Raw genomic sequence first — 17,321 nt, forward strand, 5'->3', positions numbered from 1 at the left:
TCTCGGGCTTTCCTCCGGGCGCTTCCCTTCGGTCTTGCGTTTCCGACTCTATCAGACCGTTTCCGGTTCCGATTTCCTCGGTGCTTTCCAGGTTTACGCTTTCGCGTTTCCCTTTCCGGCGACTCCGACTTTATCAGAGACTCTGAGTCGGAATTTCCACCCGGTCGAGGTGGTCCGACGCATAGTCACGTCGGGTTCCCCCTCGGGCGGAGCCGTAAACGTACTGGAGCGGGCGGCCCCGATGCAAATCGGGGCCGCCCGCTCCAGGTTGGGGCGTGGCCGGGGTCAGACCTCGACGACGACCGGGAGGATCATCGGGCGCCGGCGGTAGTTGTCCGAGACCCACTTGCCCAGCGTGCGTCGGATGAGCTGCTGCAGCTGGTGGGGCTCGACGACCCCGTCCTGGGCCGAGCGCTCCAGGACTTCCGTGATCTTGGGGACGACGTCCGAGAAGGCGCTGTCGTCGATACCGGAGCCGCGGGCCTGGATGTGCGGGCCCGCGGTGATCTTGCCGGTACTGGAGTCGACCACCATGAAGACCGAGATGATGCCCTCGTCGCCGAGGATGCGGCGGTCCTTCAGCGCGGGCTCGCCCACGTCTCCGACCGACAGGCCGTCGACGTACACGTATCCCGCCTGGACCTTGCCGGCGATCTTGGCCTTGCCGCCGATGAGGTCGACGACGACGCCGTCCTCCGCGATGACGATGCGGTCGTGCGGGACGCCGGTGAGGGCGCCGAGCTCGGCGTTGGCGCGCAGGTGGCGCCATTCGCCGTGGACCGGCATCAGGTTCCGCGGCTTGCAGATGTTGTAGAAGTACAGCAACTCGCCCGCGGAGGCGTGGCCCGAGACGTGCACCTTGGCGTTGCCCTTGTGGACGACGTTGGCGCCCCAGCGGGTCAGGCCGTTGATGACGCGGTAGACCGCGTTCTCGTTGCCCGGGATGAGCGACGACGCCAGGATCACCGTGTCGCCCTGGACGATGCGGATCTGGTGATCGCGGTTGGCCATGCGGGACAGCGCGGCCATCGGTTCGCCCTGTGAGCCGGTGCAGACGAGCACGACCTCGTGCTCCGGCAGGTCGTCGAGGGTCTTCACGTCGACGACCAGGCCCGGCGGGACCTTCAGATAGCCCAGATCCCGGGCGATGCCCATGTTGCGGACCATCGAGCGGCCGACGAAGGCGACCCGGCGTCCGTACTCGTGGGCCGCGTCCAGGATCTGCTGGATGCGGTGCACGTGGCTGGCGAAGCTCGCCACGATGATCCGCTTGCGGGCGCCGGCGAAGACGGTGCGCAGCACGTTCGAGATGTCGCGCTCGGGCGGCACGAAGCCCGGGACCTCGGCGTTCGTCGAGTCCGAGAGGAGGAGGTCGATGCCCTCCTCGCTCAGACGCGCGAAGGCGTGCAGGTCGGTGAGGCGGCCGTCCAGCGGGAGCTGGTCCATCTTGAAGTCGCCGGTGTGCACGACCATGCCCGCGGGGGTGCGGATGGCCACCGCGAGGGCGTCCGGGATGGAGTGGTTGACCGCGACGAACTCGCAGTCGAACGGGCCGATGCGCTCGCGGTGTCCCTCCGCCACCTCGAGGGTGTACGGGCGGATGCGGTGCTCCTGGAGCTTCGCCTCGATGAGCGCGAGGGTGAGCTTGGAGCCGATCAGCGGGATGTCCGGCTTCTCGCGGAGCAGGAAGGGCACGCCGCCGATGTGGTCCTCGTGGCCGTGCGTGAGGACGATGCCCTCGATGTCGTCGAGGCGGTCCCTGATGGACGTGAAGTCCGGCAGGATCAGATCGATTCCGGGCTGCTCCTCCTCGGGGAAGAGCACTCCGCAGTCGACGATCAGCAGGCGGCCGCCGTACTCGAAGACGGTCATGTTCCGGCCGATTTCGCCGAGACCGCCGAGCGGGGTGACCCGGAGGCCGCCCTGGGGAAGCTTCGGCGGCGGCGCGAGTTCAGGATGCGGATGACTCAAAAGACTCTCCTCACCACGCGCGCCACGTACCTGGCAAGGCACGTGGCGCGCGTGACGTTCGTGCAGTAGCAGTTGTCTGTGTGGGTGCAGGCGGACGCCTGCGGGTCGTGCGTATTCAGTTGTGAAGTCTTTGTCAGAGCTGTACCCCGCCGGCGGCAAGATCGATCTTGAGCTGGTTGGTCTCCTCGGGGGACAGCTCGACCATCGGGGCGCGCAGCGGTCCGGACGGCAGGCCCTGGAGGGCCAGCGCGGCCTTGGTCGTCATGACGCCCTGGGTGCGGAACATGCCGGTGAAGACGGGGAGCAGCTTCTGGTGGATCTCGGTCGCCTTGTGGACGTCGCCCTGGAGGTAGGCGTCCAGCAGCTCGCGCAGTTCCGGGCTGACGACGTGGCCGACGACGGAGACGAAGCCGACGGCGCCTACGGAGAGCAGCGGGAGGTTGAGCATGTCGTCGCCGGAGTACCAGGCGAGGCCGGAGCGGGCGATGGCCCAGCTGGCGCGGCCGAGGTCGCCCTTGGCGTCCTTGTTGGCGACGATCCGCGGGTGCTCGGCGAGGCGGACGATCGTCTCGGTGTTGATCGGGACGCCGCTGCGGCCGGGGATGTCGTAGAGCATCACGGGCAGCTCGGTCGCGTCGGCGATCGCCGTGAAGTTCCGGTACAGGCCCTCCTGAGGGGGCTTGTTGTAGTACGGCGTGACGGTGAGCAGGCCGTGCGCGCCAGCCTTCTCGGCGTCGCGGGCGAGCTCGATGCTGTGGCGCGTGTCGTTGGTGCCGACGCCCGCGACCACGTGCGCCCGGTCGCCGATCGCCTCGACCACAGCCCGTACGAGCTGGGCTTTCTCCGCGTTGCTCGTGGTCGGTGACTCGCCGGTGGTGCCGTTGATGACCAGGCCGTCGTTGCCTGCGTCCACCAGGTGGGCGGCGAGCCGCTGCGCGCCGTCGAGGTCGAGTGCGCCGTCCGCCGTGAAGGGCGTGACCATGGCGGTGAGGACCCTCCCGAAGGGGGTCTGCGGAGTGGAGGTCGGAGCCATGGGTGACACGCTACTCGCTGCTCAACGCGGGGTCTGCCCTCGGGGCAGGCGACAAGTGGGGACAAATGCGGAGCCCGGCACTGCCTGCTCGGGGGTTCAAGCAGTGCCGGGTCCGTTTGATCAGGCTAGATGAACTTCTAGAAATGCCGCAATACGGACACTTCGACCGGCTGATGCGTACATCTGTGCCGGATGGCGCGCGGGAGCGCGTTACGGCGCGACGCGGCCGTTCGCGTTGAAGGCGGCGTACGTGAGCGGCATGAGCTTGGCCCACTCCGCCTCCATCTTCTCGCCGACCATCTCGATCTCGCGCTGCGGGAAGGACGGGACCTTGGCGAGCTCGTGCTGGGTGCGCAGGCCGAGGAAGTGCATCAGCGAGCGCGCGTTGCACGTGGCGTACATCGACGAGTAGAGGCCCACCGGGAGTACGGCGCGGGCCACCTCGCGGGCCACGCCGGCCGCGAGCATCTTCCGGTAGGTCCGGTAGGACTCGGCGTACGACTCGTCCATGGAGTCCGCCACCAGCTCCCGCTGCTCGGGCGTGCCCTCCACGAAGACGTACTTCCCAGGGCGGCCCTCCTGGACCAGCCTGCGGGACTCGTCCGGGACGTAGAAGACCGGCTGGAGCTCCCGGTAGCGGCCTGATTCCTCGTTGTACGACCAGCCCACGCGGTGACGCATGAACTCGCGGAAGACGAAGATCGGGGCGCTGACGAAGAACGTCATCGAGTTGTGTTCGAAGGGGCTGCCGTGCCGGTCCCGCATGAGGTAGTTGATCAGTCCCTTCGAGCGCTCCGGGTCCTTGTTCAGCTCGTCCAGGGACTGCTCTCCGACCGTCGAGACGCGGGCGGCGAACAGCACGTCGGAGTCGGCGGCACTGTGCTTCACCAGCTCGACGGTGACGTCGCTGCGGAGTTCGATCTTGGGATCGTCGGCGGGGGTGTCGGTCACGATTCGAGGGGTCCTTCCATCACAGCTCTCAACGCCGCCACTCTACGGCGCGGCGGCACGGGGAACTCCTGTCCCCCTCCGCGGGGAAATCGGCGGAATCGGGCACCTCTCGGCCCGTTCGTACGTCTGTATCGATGACAGAGATACCTTCGAGTCACCAGAGGAGAAGAACCGCCCATGTTCCGTCGGCGCGAGCCCGTTCCCTTCGCCTTCATCGCCGAGGCCGACAGGTTCCGCAGCAATGTCGCTCCCCCGCCGCGCCGGCGCCCCTCCGCCGGCGAGCTGGCCGGCCGCTGGCTCATAGGCCTGACCGTGGTCGCGGGTCTCGTGGGCTCACTGCTCATCGGGATGCCCTCCCTCTCGCTCGACCGGTCGGTCCCGGCCACGCAGCACTCCCAGGCCTCCGACGGGCGCTGACCCGCGCCCGCCCGCCCGGACGGCCCACAGGCACCCCCATGGCCCCCCAAGGGTGGTGAGCGGGGATCCGGCTCGATAACCTCACCGGGCATACCCCATGCGTGGATTGAGTGAGGATCAGTCGTGCCCCTGCCCTTCCTGACGGCGGACCGCGCTTTTGACGAGGCAGCGGACGATCTCGCACTGCCGTTCGACGACCGCGACCAGTGGCGGCGTCCGTACCGGCCCGGTCCCTGGCGGGTGGGCGCGGCCGCGCTCGTCCTGCTGCTGGCCTCCTACGTGCTCTTCGCCGCCGTGATCATCGCGCTCACCGGGACGACGGCCGGCGCCGCCGTCTGCCTGGCCGGCGCTCTCGTCGTCATACTGTGCGCGCTGCGGCTCCTGCGGATGGGCGTGTGGGTCAGCGCGAACGGACTGCGCCGGGTGAGCTTCCTGCGTACAAGCACGACTCCCTGGGAGCAGGTCGGCGCGGTGCGCACGGTCCAGCAGCCGGTGCGCTGGCTCGGGCTGCCGCGCACGGTGCAGGGGCAGGCGCTGGTCCTCGTACGCAAGGGCCGCTCGCCGGAGGACCTGGTGCCGCTGCTCACCACGCACGGTGCCGACTTCCTGGCGCGCATGGAGGCCTTCGACCGGGCGGCGGACGCCGTCGAGGTGTGGGCCGACGAGTACCGCAGGGCCTGAGCGGCCCGTCAAGGCCCGGAAAAGGGGCCGGTCCGCCTGGTGCGGGCCGGCCCCTTCGCCGTACTCCTGGTGCCCTGCCCTCCGGTGTGCGCCGGTGCCGTCCGTCAGACCTGGACGGAGCGGCCCTCGTGCAGGGCGATCGCGCGCTGCATCGCCTTGCGGGCGCGCGGGGTGTCGCGGGCGTCGTGATAGGCGACCGCCAGCCGGAACCAGCTGCGCCAGTCGTCCGGGGAGTCCTCGGTCTCGGCCTTGCGCCGGGCGAAGACCTCGTCGGCCGAGTCGCGGTCGATGCGGCCGCCCGGCGTGCGCTTCAGCTCGTCGACGGGCAGGCCGCCCTCGGCGTCGAGCTCGGCGGCGAGCCGGTTGGCCTTGCGCACGAACTGGGTGTTCTTCCAGAGGAACCAGACGCCGATGACCGGCAGGATCAGCACGGAGACGCCGAAGGTGACGGTGAGGAGCGTGCCGGTCCGGACGAGCAGGACTCCGCGCCAGCCGACCAGCACGAAGTAGGCGACCAGGACGGCCGCCGTGATGGCGTATGTGATCTTCGCGCGCATGTCTCTGCTATCTGCTGTCTGCTGTCGGTCCCCGCCCCCGGCTCAGCCGAGGTCCAGGAAGTGTTCCAGGCCGAAGGTGAGGCCCGGGGTGGTCACGACGCGGCGCACCCCGAGCAGGATGCCCGGCATGAAGCTGCTGTGGTGCAGCGAGTCGTGCCGGATGGTCAGGGTCTCGCCCTCGCCGCCCAGCAGGACCTCCTGGTGGGCGAGCAGGCCGCGCAGGCGGACCGCGTGCACCGGGACCCCGTCGACGTTCGCGCCGCGGGCGCCGTCCAGGGCGGTCGTCGTGGCGTCCGGCTGGGCGGCGCTGCCGGCGCGCTCCCGGGCGGCGGCGATGAGCTGGGCCGTGCGCGTGGCGGTGCCGCTGGGGGCGTCCACCTTGTTCGGGTGGTGCAGCTCGACGACCTCGACCGACTCGAAGTACGGCGCGGCCACCTCGGCGAACTTCATGGTCAGCACGGCGCCGATGGAGAAGTTGGGCGCGATGAGCACGCCCGTCTCCGGGGAGCCGGACAGCCAGGCGTCGAGCCGCGCGAGCCGCTCGTCGTTCCAGCCGGTCGTGCCGACCACGGCGTGGATGCCGTTGCGGACGCAGAAGTCGAGGTTGTCCATCACCGAGTCCGGTGTGGTCAGTTCGACCGCGACCTCGGCGCGGGACGCGGTCAGCGCCTCCAGTGAGTCGCCCCGGCCCAGCGCGGCCACCAGTTCCAGGTCCTCGGCGGCCTCGACGGCTCGTACCGCCTCGGCCCCGATCCGGCCCTTCGCACCGAGGACCGCCACGCGCAGCTTGCTCATTGCTTGGTTCCTTAACTGAGACGGGGGTTAAGCGACCGCATCGTGCAGACGGGACGCCTGCTTGTCCCGGAGCGGCCCGATCACCGACAACGAGGGCCGCCGGCCCAGGATCTCGTGGGCGACCGAGCGGACCTCGTCCGGGGTGACCGCCGCTATCCGGGCCAGCATGTCGTCGACGGACATCTGGTCGCCCCAGCACAGCTCGCTCTTGCCGATACGGTTCATCAGCGCGCCGGTGTCCTCCAGGCCGAGGACCGTCGAACCCTGGAGCTGCCCGACGGCGCGGCCGATCTCGTCGTCCGAGAGACCGTGCTCGGCCACGTGGTCGAGCTCGTCCCGGCAGATCTTGAGCACGTCGTGCACCTGGGACGGGCGGCAGCCCGCGTACACGCCGAACAGACCGCAGTCGGCGAAGCCCGAGGTGTACGAGTACACGCTGTACGCCAGACCGCGCTTCTCGCGGACCTCCTGGAACAGGCGGGAGGACATCCCGCCGCCCAGGGCGGTGTTCAGGACGCCGAGCGCCCAGCGCCGGTCGTCGGTGCGCGCCAGGCCCGGCATGCCGAGGACGACGTGCGCCTGCTCGGTCTTGCGGCCGAGCAGCTCGACGCGGCCCGCGGTGCGGATGGTGCGCCGGCCGTCGCGGGGGGCGACCGGAGCCGCCTCGGGACCCTTGAGGGCGCCCGCCTTCTCGAAGGCCGCGCGGACCTGCCGTACGACCTTGTTGTGGTCGACGTTGCCCGCGCACGCCACGACGAGGTGCGTCGGGTCGTAGTGCTTGCGGTAGAAGCGGCGGATGCGGTCGGCCGACAGGGCGTTGACCGTGTCGACCGTGCCGAGGACCGGGCGGCCGAGGGGGGTGTCGCCGAGCATCGTGTGCGCGAACAGGTCGTGCACGCAGTCGCCCGGGTCGTCCTCGGTCATGGCGATCTCTTCGAGGATCACGCCGCGCTCGGCGTCCACGTCGGCCTGCTCGATCAGCGAGCCGGTGAGCATGTCGCACACGACGTCGATGGCGAGCGGCAGGTCGGTGTCGAGCACGCGTGCGTAGTAGCACGTGTACTCCTTCGCCGTGAACGCGTTCATCTCGCCGCCGACCGCGTCGATGGCGGAGGAGATGTCCAGGGCGGAGCGGCGCCGCGTGCCCTTGAAGAGGAGGTGCTCCAGGTAATGCGTGGCGCCGTTCAGTGCGGGCGTCTCGTCACGGGAGCCGACGTGTGCCCAGATGCCGAAGGTGGCGGAGCGGACGGAGGGCAGGGTCTCGGTGACGATGCGCAGGCCACCGGGGAGGGTGGTCTTACGGACCGTGCCGATGCCGTTGCGGCCCTCGATGAGGGTTTGGGTACGGGCGACGGCCCGCGCCTCCGAGGAGGTGCGGGCCGTCGCCGTGGAGCTGCTCGACGTCACTTGTCGGTGTCGTCCTTCTGGTCGTCGCCCTCTTCGCCCTCGATCACGGGGATGAGGGAGAGCTTTCCGCGGGAGTCGATCTCGGCGATCTCGACCTGGACCTTCTGGCCCACGCCGACGACGTCCTCGACGTTCTCCACGCGCTTGCCGCCGGCGAGCTTGCGGATCTGCGAGATGTGCAGCAGACCGTCCTTGCCCGGGAGCAGCGACACGAACGCACCGAAGGTGGTCGTCTTCACGACCGTGCCCAGGTAGCGCTCGCCGACCTCCGGCATGGTCGGGTTGGCGATGCCGTTGATCGTGGCGCGGGCGGCCTCGGCCTGCGAGCCCTGGGCGGCACCGATGTAGATGGTGCCGTCGTCCTCGATCGTGATGTCGGCGCCGGTGTCCTCCTGGATCTGGTTGATCATCTTGCCCTTGGGGCCGATGACCTCACCGATCTTGTCCACGGGGATCTTGACCGTGATGATCCGCGGGGCGTTCGGGGACATCTCGTCCGGCGTGTCGATCGCTTCCATCATCACGTCGAGGATGTGGAGGCGGGCGTCGCGGGCCTGCTTGAGGGCCGCGGCCAGGACGGAGGCGGGGATGCCGTCCAGCTTCGTGTCGAGCTGGAGGGCGGTCACGAACTCCTTGGTACCGGCGACCTTGAAGTCCATGTCGCCGAAGGCGTCCTCCGCACCGAGGATGTCGGTGAGGGCGACGTAGTGCGTCTCGCCGTTGATCTCCTGGGAGATCAGGCCCATGGCGATACCGGCGACGGGGGCCTTCAGCGGCACACCGGCGTTCAGCAGCGACATGGTCGAGGCGCAGACCGAGCCCATCGACGTCGAGCCGTTGGAGCCGAGGGCCTCGGACACCTGACGGATCGCGTAGGGGAACTCCTCGCGCGTCGGCAGCACCGGCACGATGGCGCGCTCGGCGAGGGCGCCATGGCCGATCTCGCGGCGCTTCGGCGAACCGACGCGGCCGGTCTCACCGACGGAGTACGGCGGGAAGTTGTAGTTGTGCATGTAGCGCTTGCGGGTCACCGGGGAGAGGGTGTCCAGCTGCTGCTCCATGCGGAGCATGTTCAGGGTGGTGACGCCCAGGATCTGGGTCTCGCCACGCTCGAACAGTGCGGAACCGTGCACGCGCGGGATGGCCTCGACCTCGGCGGCCAGGGTGCGGATGTCGGTGACACCGCGGCCGTCGATGCGCTTCTTCTCCTTGATGACGCGCTCACGGACCAGGGACTTGGTCAGCGAGCGGTACGCGGCGGAGATCTCCTTCTCGCGGCCCTCGAACTGCGGGAGCAGCTTCTCGGCGGCCAGACCCTTGACGCGGTCCAGCTCGGCCTCGCGCTCCTGCTTGCCCGCGATGGTGAGGGCCTGCGAGAGCTCGTCCTTGACGGCGGCGGTGAGCGCCTCCAGGACGTCGTCCTGGTAGTCGAGGAAGACGGGGAACTCGCCGGTCGGCTTCGCGGCCTTGGCGGCGAGGTCGGCCTGGGCCTTGCAGAGCACCCGGATGAAGGGCTTCGCGGCGTCCAGACCGGCGGCGACGACCTCCTCGGTCGGCGCCTCGGCGCCGCCCGCGACCAGCTGGATGGTCTTCTCGGTGGCCTCGGCCTCGACCATCATGATCGCGACGTCGCCGTCCTCGAGGGTGCGACCGGCGACGACCATGTCGAAGACGGCGTCCTCGAGCTCGGTGTGCGTCGGGAACGCGACCCACTGGCCGTTGATCAGCGCGACGCGGACGCCGCCGATCGGGCCGGAGAAGGGCAGGCCGGCCAGCTGCGTGGACGCGGACGCGGCGTTGATCGCGACGACGTCGTACAGGTGGTCGGGGTTGAGCGCCATGATCGTCGCGACGACCTGGATCTCGTTGCGCAGGCCCTTCTTGAAGGACGGGCGCAGCGGGCGGTCGATGAGACGGCAGGTGAGGATGGCGTCCTCGGAGGGACGGCCCTCACGGCGGAAGAAGCTGCCGGGGATCTTGCCGGCGGCGTACATCCGCTCCTCGACGTCCACCGTGAGGGGGAAGAAGTCGAGCTGGTCCTTGGGGTTCTTGGAGGCGGTGGTGGCCGACAGCACCATGGTGTCGTCGTCCAGGTACGCCACGGCGGAGCCGGCGGCCTGCTTGGCCAGGCGGCCCGTCTCGAAACGGATGGTGCGGGTGCCGAAGGAACCGTTGTCGATAACGGCCTCGGCGTAGTGGGTCTCGTTCTCCACTAGCGTTTTCTCCGATACTTTTCGTCTTTCGTCCTTCCTGCCCGTGTGACAGGGGGACGGTGGCGGAGAAGCGCTCCTTCTGGTGCGGGCCGGTCTTCGATCGAAGCACCCGGGCTTGCTTCCCCCGGGGGCCACTACCGAGGACCGGCGGCGGCGAGGCGCGCTTCTCCTCGTTCAGTGTGTGATCTCGCTCTACCCGGTGCGGGTAGGCGCAGTCACGCTGTGTCGTACGTGGTGTGTCGTGCTACCACATTACAAAGGGGCGGCGACACTCCGCACGTACAGCAAAGGGAGCGGTCCCATCCTGAGGTGGGAACCGCTCCCTTCACGGCGTCTTACTTGGCGCCCGCCGCACCGCGGCGGATGCCCAGGCGGTCGACCAGCGCACGGAAGCGCTGGATGTCCTTCTTGGCCAGGTACTGCAGCAGGCGGCGACGCTGGCCGACCAGGATCAGCAGACCACGGCGGGAGTGGTGATCGTGCTTGTGCGTCTTCAGGTGCTCGGTCAGGTCCGAGATCCGGCGGGACAGCATGGCGACCTGGACCTCGGGGGAGCCGGTGTCGCCCTCCTTCTGACCGAACTCGGTGATGAGCTGCTTCTTCGTAGCGGCGTCGAGCGGCACGCGTACTCCTCGTAGTCTTCTGATGGCCACCGAGTGCCCCTGGTCCACATCTCAGGGGAGCTTCCGTGACTCGGTAGGCGGGGATCCGCTGGGCGCGACCTCCAGAACGCGGGGCTCCGGGGGTGCGTACACAAACGGCCGTCACACAGCGTACCAGCCTGGGAGGACCCGCTCGCCCGGGTCCCGGAAGCACCCCTACCGGGGAGGGCCCGGCCACTAGGGTGAGCGCTCGGATCGTCGGTACACCGGGAAGGGGTCGCTTCGCCATGGCCGAGGCACAGGACAAGGATGTCAGGGCCCGCAAGGAGCGCGAGAAGGACGAGCTCTACGCCCTCGACATCTCGGGCGTCGAGTGGCACAGCGCGCCGGGTACGGAGGAGCACGAGGAGCGGGTCGAGATCGCGTATCTGCCGGCCGGCGCCGTGGCCATGCGGTCCTCGCTGGACCCGGACACGGTCCTTCGCTACACGGAGGCGGAGTGGACCGCCTTCGTGCTCGGAGCGCGGGACGGGGAGTTCGATCTCGAGTCGGCGCCGGGCGGTGGGGTGGACGCGGATTCCGCGTCGTGACCACGCTCCCGGCGGGCGGTGCCGCGCCGGGGGCTTGAACGACGGCGGTGCGGCCCGCGTCCAGGGCTTGGACGGCGGAGGTGCGGCCCGCGTCCAGGGTTTCCGCCCCGCCGCGCAGCCGTGAAGCCTGCCGTGGACTTCTCGACCGTCCGCCGGCCCCCTCCGTGCCGTGATCCGACCGGCCGGAGGGGTGTGCGAGGCGGCGGGCCCGCCCTCAGCTGGTCATGGCTCGGGCTGCCGCGTACACGTCGAAGACCGCCAGAGCGAGCGGGACCAACGTCAGCAGGACGAAGCCCTCGGCAATCTCCAGGAAGCGGCCCCAGAACGGGGTGACCCCGCCGCGCGGCAGGATCAGGCCGAGCGCGGTGACCAGCGCTGCGGCCGCCGCGATCACCGCGACGAGCCAGACCGTGCGCAGGTCCAGCGCCGAGCGGTCGCCCGCCAGGGCGTCGCGCATCAGGGCGTGCGGCGGGTTCAGCGCCAGGCCGAGGCCGAGCAGGACGAGGGCGGCGAGACCGGCGGCCAGGATGGGCGCCACCTGCGCGGTGTAGCGGAAGAGGTGGGCGCGCATCAGCAGGGCGACACCGGTCGCGCAGGCGAGCAGCTGGCCCCAGAGGTCGTCGGAGAAGCCGAGCACCGCGCAGGCCGCGACGGCGACCAGCGCGCAGCCGCCGACCAGGCCGACGAGGAGTTCGTGGCCGCGCCGGGCCTGGGCCTGGATGCGCTCGGCGTCCACCGGCTCGGGCTGCACGGGGTCGGCGCCGTACGCGCCGCGCCGGTCGCTGTCCGGCGGGTCGAAGCCGATGGGCAGGCGGGCGAAGCGCATGGACAGGCCGGGCAGGAAGGCCAGGGCGCCCACGGCCACGGGGGCGCACAGCGCGGCGGTCTCGGTGGGCGTCCAGTGCGCGAGGAGCGAGACGAACACGGCGAGCACGCCGATGGCGGAGGCGCACACGAAGGCCACGAACGGGCCGTCGCCCCGCGGGGAGCACAGGGTCAGGACCACCGAGGCCACCAGGACGGCCGCGCAGCCCAGCAGGAACTGGAGCTTGCCCACGCCCTGGCCCTCGGCGAGGGCCAGCAGTCCGGAGCCGGCCACCGCGGTGTTCGGCAGGGCGCCGAGTCCGAGCGCGATCGCCGAGGCCCGGTCGTCGTAGACCCGGGCGCGCACGGCGGCGACGACGACCAGCAGTACGCCGGTGACGGCCGCGAGGATGCCCGGCAGGCTGTGCATGTCGTGCAGCGGGTCGGCGGTCCAGGCGACGAAGGCGAGCAGGGCGGGAAGGACACCGCCGCCGACGAGGCCCGCGGCGCGGGTCAGGTCGCCGTTCCACAGGGTGCGCTCCCGGGTGACCGCGGAGGCGACCGCCTCGGACACGTCGTCGAAGACGGCGGGCGGCAACGACTCGGAGAAGGGGCGCAGCGTGAGGAGTTCGCCGTCGAGAATGCGCTGGGCGGCGAAGGAGCGGGAGCTGTCGAGGACCGTGCCGTCGCGGCGTACGAGGTGGTAGCCGACCGGGGCGCCCTCGGCGGGGCTCTGGCGGGAGAGCCGCAGGATCTCCGGGTAGATGTCGGCGACGGGGATGTCGTCGGGCAGCGCCACGTCGATCCGGCTGTCCGGCGCGACGATGGTGACCCGGCAGAAACCGAGTCCGGTGCCCGCCCCGGAAGGGGCCCCGGTTCCGGGGCCGCCGGCTCCGGTGGTCGTCGCGGAGGCCGTCATGCTCACCTGCTGCTCCCCCTCAGTGATGGTTGTGGAACTGCGCCGTGAAGGTCCTGCGCCTGTTGCTCCGGTTTCCTGGTGCACCGCGCAGATCGCTCGGCGCGACGCGGAACCGGCGCCCGTCAGGCCGAGCGGCGGGCTCCGCGCACCTTCACATGGCGCGAAATGCCCTGATTCCCCGGCCTCGTTCGCGTGTGCTCACGCGAACATCCGGCACCCTACCGCCCACCGGTCCGCTGTGAAGTCAGTAGGATCACGCGGCGGCCTCCGCCCGCCTGACACGGGGCGGCGGGCGGAAGACCCTGGGGCCGGCAAGGGAATTGGTGAGCAGTGAGCCAAATCGTCGTGAAGCGCCCGCCGCGGGCGCTGCCGTCCGAGGTGCCCACGGACGAGGTTGTCCTGCAGCCTCCGCCCGAGTTGCCGCGCGGTCATCATGAGAGCGTCCTGATGCAGCTGCTGCCGACCCTCGGCATGGGCGGCTCGGTGGTCTTCTTCTTCACGAACGGGCAGCCGTTCATGAAGATCATGGGCATGGTGATGATCGCCTCGACGGTGGCCATGTCCATCGCGATGGTGGTCCGCTTCCGGCGCGGTTCCCAGGGCCAGCTCGCCGATCTGCGGCGCGATTACCTGAGTTATCTGTCGCAGACCCGGCGCGCGGCCCTCGGCACCGCGAAGGCGCAGCGCGACGCGCAGTACTACCTGCACCCCTCCCCCGAGCAGCTGTGGGCGCTGGTCGCCGAGGGCAGCCGGCTGTGGGAACGCCGCCCGGGCGACGAGGACTTCGCGCAGGTGCGCATCGGGCTCGGCCCGCAGTCGCTCGCCACCCCGCTGCTCACCCCCGAGACCGGTCCCGTCGACCAGCTGGAGCCGCTGACCGCGGGCGCCATGCGGCGGTTCGTGGCCACCCACAGCACGCTGGACGACCTGCCGATGGCCGTGTCGCTGCGCGCCTTCTACCACGTGACCGTCAGCGGTGAGCCGCAGTCCGTACGGGCCTCCGCGCGCGCCCTGACCGGTTCGCTGGCCTCGCTGCACTCCCCCGAGGACCTGGTCATCGTGGTCGCGGCCGGGCGCGAGTCCCTGCCGCACTGGGAGTGGGCCAAGTGGCTGCCGCACGTCCAGGTGCCCGGCGCGGTGGACGGCGCGGGCACCCGCCGGCTGATCGGCAGCGACTCCCGTGAGCTGGAGGACCTGCTGGCCGGCCGTCTCACCGGCCGCCCGCGCTTCCACCCGAACGCCGCCCCGCTGGCCGACGAACCGCACATCGTCGTCGTACTCGACGGCCTGTCGCTGCTTCCCGGTTCCGTCCTCGCCTCCCCCGAAGGCCTGCAGGGGGTGACGGTCATCGAGGTCGTGCCCGGGGAGCTCACGGGCGCGCCGGGCGACCTCTCCATCGTGGTCCAGCCGAACGAACTGCACCTGGAGTCCGGGCACGGGGTCGTCTACGAGGGGATCCCGGACGCCCTCTCCTACGAGTCCGCCGAGGCGCTCGCCCGGCAACTGGCGCCGCTGCGCATGGCGTCGGGCGGCGACGACGACGAACCGCTGCTCGCCAACCTGGAGTTCACCGATCTGCTGAGCCTCGGGGACGCCGCGTCGGTGGACACCAAGCGCACCTGGCGGCCGCGTTCGCTGGCCGAGCGGCTGCGGGTGCCGATCGGTGTCGGCGAGGACGGCCGGCCCGTGATGCTGGACCTCAAGGAGGCGGCCCAGGAAGGCATGGGCCCGCACGGCCTGTGCGTGGGCGCCACCGGTTCCGGCAAGTCGGAGCTGCTGCGCACCCTGGTGCTCGGCCTCGCGGTCACGCACTCCTCGGAGACCCTCAACTTCGTCCTCGCGGACTTCAAGGGCGGCGCCACCTTCGCGGGCATGGCGCAGATGCCGCACGTGGCGGCCGTCATCACCAACCTCGCGGACGACCTGACCCTGGTCGACCGCATGGGCGACTCCATCCGCGGCGAGCTCAACCGCCGCCAGGAGATGCTGCGCGACGCGGGCAACTACGCGAACATCCACGACTACGAGAAGGCGCGCGCGGCCGGCGCCCCGCTCCAGCCGATCCCGTCGCTCGTCCTGGTGATCGACGAGTTCAGTGAACTGCTAAGCGCCAAGCCGGACTTCATCGAGATGTTCGTGCAGATCGGCCGCATCGGCCGTTCGCTCGGCGTGCACCTGCTGCTGGCGTCGCAGCGCCTGGAGGAGGGCCGGCTGCGCGGACTGGAGACGTACCTGTCGTACCGCGTCGGTCTGCGGACGTTCTCCGCCGCCGAGTCGCGTGCGGCGCTGGGCGTGCCGGACGCCTACGAACTGCCGAACGTGCCCGGTTCGGGTTTCCTGAAGTACGGCACGGACGAGATGGTGCGCTTCAAGGCGGCGTACGTCTCCGGGGTGTACCGCTCGGGTTCCGCGCAGGCCGCCGCCGCGCTGGGCGGGCCGCTGCCGGTGGACCGGCGTCCCGTGGTCTTCACGGCGGCCGAGGTGCCGGTGCAGTACGTGACCGTGCCCCAGCAACGGCCGGAGGCGTCCTCCGACACGGACGACGCGCTCGCCGACACCGTCCTGGACGTGATCGTGCGCCGGCTGGAGGCGCAGGGGCCGGCGGCGCACCAGGTGTGGCTGCCGCCGCTGGACAGCCCGCCGTCGCTGGACGGGCTGCTGCCGGGTCTGACGGCGGTCCAGGGCCGGGGGCTGACCCAGCCCGGGTACGAGGGGGCGGGGCGCCTCGTGGTCCCCGTCGGCCTCGTCGACAAGCCGTACGAGCAGCGCCGCGACCCGCTGTGGGTCGACTTCTCGGGCGCGGCCGGCCACATGCAGATCGTCGGCGGTCCGCAGTCCGGCAAGTCGACGCTGCTGCGGACGCTGATCGCCGCGTTCGCCCTGACCCACACGCCGTACGAAGTGCAGTTCTACGGGCTCGACTTCGGCGGTGGCGGCCTGTCGGCGATCGCCGGGCTGCCGCACGTCGGCGGTGTCGCGTCCCGGCTCGACCCCGAGCGGGTGCGCCGCACGGTCGCCGAGGTGTACGGCGTCATGACCCGGCGCGAGGAGTACTTCCGCTCGTCCGGCATCTCGTCCATCGCGGAGTTCCGCACCAAGCGGGCCCGCGGGGAGATCTCCGTGACCGAGCAGCCGTGGGGCGACGTCTTCCTCGTCATCGACGGCTGGGGCAACTTCCGCGCGGACTACGAGGGTCTGGAGCAGGTCGTCCTCGACATGGCGGCGCGGGGCCTCGGCTACGGCATCCACGTGGTGCTGAGCGCGTCGCGGTCGATGGAGGTGCGGTCCAACCTCAAGGACCACCTGATGAACCGTCTGGAGCTGCGGCTCGGCGACACGATGGACTCCGAGCTGGACCGCAAGGTGGCGGCGAACGTCCCCACCGGCGTGCCGGGGCGTGGCCAGTCGCCGCAGAAGCTGCACTTCATGGCCGCCGTCCCGCGGATCGACGGGCTCACCTCGGACACGGACCTCGCCGACGCCACGGCGGCGCTGACGACGGAGGTCGCCCGGCACTGGCAGGCGCCGGGTGCGCCCGAAGTCCGGCTGCTGCCGCGGGAGTTCCCGGCCGGGCAGCTGCCGCCCGGTGACCGGTTCCCGCGGCGCGGGGTGGCCTTCGCGCTCGACGAGGACAACCTCGAACCCGTCTTCGTCGACTTCGAGCAGGACCCGTTCTTCCTCGTCTTCGGCGAGAGCGAGACCGGCAAGTCGAATCTGCTGCGGCTGCTCATCAAGCAGCTGACCGAGCGCTACTCGGGCGACGAGTGCAAGCTGTTCGTCGTCGACAACCGGCGCTCCCTGCTGGACGTCACGCCGTCCACGCACCTGGCGGAGTACATCCCGATGTCCAACGCCATGGACCACCACATGACGGCGCTCGCGGACCTCATGCAGCGCCGGACGCCCACGGCCGACGTGACCGCGCAGCAGCTGCGGGACCGGAGCTGGTGGCAGGGGCCGACGGTGTACGTGATCGTGGACGACTACGACCTGGTCTCCACGTCGAGCGGGAACCCGCTGGGCGGACTGACGGAACTCCTGCCGTTCGCCCGGGACGTCGGCGTGCGCTTCATCATCGCGCGGTCGACCGCGGGTGCGGGGCGCGCGGCGTACGAGCCGTTCATGCAGCGCATGAAGGAACTGGGCGCGCAGGGTGTGGTGATGGCCGGTGACCCGGGCGAGGGCGACATCCTCGGCGGGGTCAGGCCCCGGCCGATGCCGGTGGGCCGGGGCGTCTTCGTCTCCAGGAAGCGCGGAAAGCCGCTGGTGCAGACGGGACTTGTGCCGGAGGTGTCGTACTGACGAGACACGGTGGCCGGAACCAACGGCCTTGAAGAAGTGTCGGTGACTTCGCGGGGCGGACGCAGAGGTGCGGTTCGCG

13 protein-coding genes are annotated in these 17,321 nt (G+C 70.5%); 4 read left to right on the plus strand and 9 right to left on the minus strand.

Going from position 1 to position 17,321, the window contains the following annotated elements; all coding sequences use genetic code 11:
* Positions 1-285 precede the first annotated feature (285 nt).
* The 3 genes from ACZ4VA_RS34355 to thyX all read right to left on the minus strand — a co-directional run bounded on the left by ACZ4VA_RS34355 (position 286) and on the right by thyX (position 3,955).
* A complete protein-coding gene (locus tag ACZ4VA_RS34355; RefSeq protein ID WP_402379202.1) occupies positions 286-1,971 on the minus strand; it encodes a ribonuclease J in 1,686 nt (561 codons plus the stop codon).
* 133 nt (positions 1,972-2,104) lie between these two features.
* Complete coding sequence (dapA, locus tag ACZ4VA_RS34360) at positions 2,105-3,004, minus strand: 4-hydroxy-tetrahydrodipicolinate synthase (protein ID WP_355786014.1); 900 nt, start codon at positions 3,002-3,004, stop codon at positions 2,105-2,107.
* Positions 3,005-3,214: 210 nt separating this feature from the next.
* On the minus strand, positions 3,215-3,955 hold the full coding sequence (gene thyX, locus ACZ4VA_RS34365) for an FAD-dependent thymidylate synthase (protein WP_355786017.1): 741 nt from the start codon (positions 3,953-3,955) through the stop codon (positions 3,215-3,217).
* Positions 3,956-4,132: 177 nt separating this feature from the next.
* Here thyX and ACZ4VA_RS34370 point away from each other — a divergent pair, with 177 nt between their 5' ends.
* Positions 4,133-4,372 (plus strand): hypothetical protein, encoded by a 240-nt coding sequence (locus ACZ4VA_RS34370; RefSeq protein WP_355786019.1) that lies wholly within the window; start codon positions 4,133-4,135, stop codon positions 4,370-4,372.
* A gap of 123 nt (positions 4,373-4,495) precedes the next feature.
* On the plus strand, positions 4,496-5,053 hold the full coding sequence (locus ACZ4VA_RS34375; RefSeq protein ID WP_356170846.1) for a hypothetical protein: 558 nt from the start codon (positions 4,496-4,498) through the stop codon (positions 5,051-5,053).
* A 104-nt stretch (positions 5,054-5,157) separates the two neighbouring features.
* On the opposite strand, the gene ACZ4VA_RS34380 is transcribed toward ACZ4VA_RS34375, so the two are convergent.
* The 5 genes from ACZ4VA_RS34380 to rpsO form a co-directional block, all read right to left on the minus strand.
* The gene (locus ACZ4VA_RS34380) at positions 5,158-5,610 is read right to left on the minus strand and encodes a tetratricopeptide repeat protein (RefSeq protein WP_389392504.1); all 453 of its coding nucleotides are present in this window, start codon (positions 5,608-5,610) and stop codon (positions 5,158-5,160) included.
* A 42-nt stretch (positions 5,611-5,652) separates the two neighbouring features.
* Positions 5,653-6,405 carry a 4-hydroxy-tetrahydrodipicolinate reductase gene (gene dapB, locus ACZ4VA_RS34385; RefSeq protein ID WP_356170852.1) on the minus strand — a complete coding sequence of 251 codons (753 nt, stop codon included), beginning with the start codon at positions 6,403-6,405 and terminating at the stop codon, positions 5,653-5,655.
* Between the two features lie 27 nt (positions 6,406-6,432).
* Positions 6,433-7,812, minus strand: coding sequence for a M16 family metallopeptidase (locus ACZ4VA_RS34390; protein WP_356170855.1), 1,380 nt, complete (start codon positions 7,810-7,812; stop codon positions 6,433-6,435).
* Positions 7,809-10,025 (minus strand): polyribonucleotide nucleotidyltransferase, encoded by a 2,217-nt coding sequence (locus ACZ4VA_RS34395; RefSeq protein WP_355783445.1) that lies wholly within the window; start codon positions 10,023-10,025, stop codon positions 7,809-7,811. The genes ACZ4VA_RS34390 and ACZ4VA_RS34395 overlap by 4 nt, the downstream gene beginning before the upstream one ends.
* A 335-nt stretch (positions 10,026-10,360) precedes the next feature.
* Positions 10,361-10,648, minus strand: a complete 288-nt coding sequence (gene rpsO / locus ACZ4VA_RS34400) for a 30S ribosomal protein S15 (protein ID WP_020128575.1) — start codon at positions 10,646-10,648, stop codon at positions 10,361-10,363.
* 266 nt (positions 10,649-10,914) lie between these two features.
* Here rpsO and ACZ4VA_RS34405 point away from each other — a divergent pair, with 266 nt between their 5' ends.
* Entirely contained in the window at positions 10,915-11,217 is a 303-nt protein-coding gene (locus tag ACZ4VA_RS34405) for a DUF397 domain-containing protein (RefSeq protein WP_355783448.1), read from the plus strand.
* 214 nt (positions 11,218-11,431) lie between these two features.
* Here ACZ4VA_RS34405 and eccD read toward each other — a convergent pair whose 3' ends face one another.
* Positions 11,432-12,940, minus strand: coding sequence for a type VII secretion integral membrane protein EccD (eccD, locus tag ACZ4VA_RS34410; RefSeq protein WP_388906813.1), 1,509 nt, complete (start codon positions 12,938-12,940; stop codon positions 11,432-11,434).
* A 330-nt stretch (positions 12,941-13,270) separates the two neighbouring features.
* On the opposite strand from eccD, the gene eccCa reads away from it, so the two are divergent.
* On the plus strand, positions 13,271-17,242 hold the full coding sequence (eccCa, locus tag ACZ4VA_RS34415) for a type VII secretion protein EccCa (protein WP_468083905.1): 3,972 nt from the start codon (positions 13,271-13,273) through the stop codon (positions 17,240-17,242).
* The last annotated feature ends 79 nt before the right edge of the window (positions 17,243-17,321 follow it).

Source organism: Streptomyces sp. NPDC028308 (assembly GCF_055565855.1).

What these genes read in the sequence shown, in the direction of transcription:
- ACZ4VA_RS34405 (WP_355783448.1), top strand. Translation starts at nt 10,915, where the DNA reads ATGGCCGAGGCACAGGACAAGGATGTCAGGGCCCGCAAGGAGCGCGAG.
- ACZ4VA_RS34370 (WP_355786019.1), top strand. Translation starts at nt 4,133, where the DNA reads ATGTTCCGTCGGCGCGAGCCCGTTCCCTTCGCCTTCATCGCCGAGGCC.
- eccD (WP_388906813.1), bottom strand. Translation starts at nt 12,940, where the DNA reads ATGACGGCCTCCGCGACGACCACCGGAGCCGGCGGCCCCGGAACCGGG.
- dapA (WP_355786014.1), bottom strand. Translation starts at nt 3,004, where the DNA reads ATGGCTCCGACCTCCACTCCGCAGACCCCCTTCGGGAGGGTCCTCACC.
- ACZ4VA_RS34380 (WP_389392504.1), bottom strand. Translation starts at nt 5,610, where the DNA reads ATGCGCGCGAAGATCACATACGCCATCACGGCGGCCGTCCTGGTCGCC.
- dapB (WP_356170852.1), bottom strand. Translation starts at nt 6,405, where the DNA reads ATGAGCAAGCTGCGCGTGGCGGTCCTCGGTGCGAAGGGCCGGATCGGG.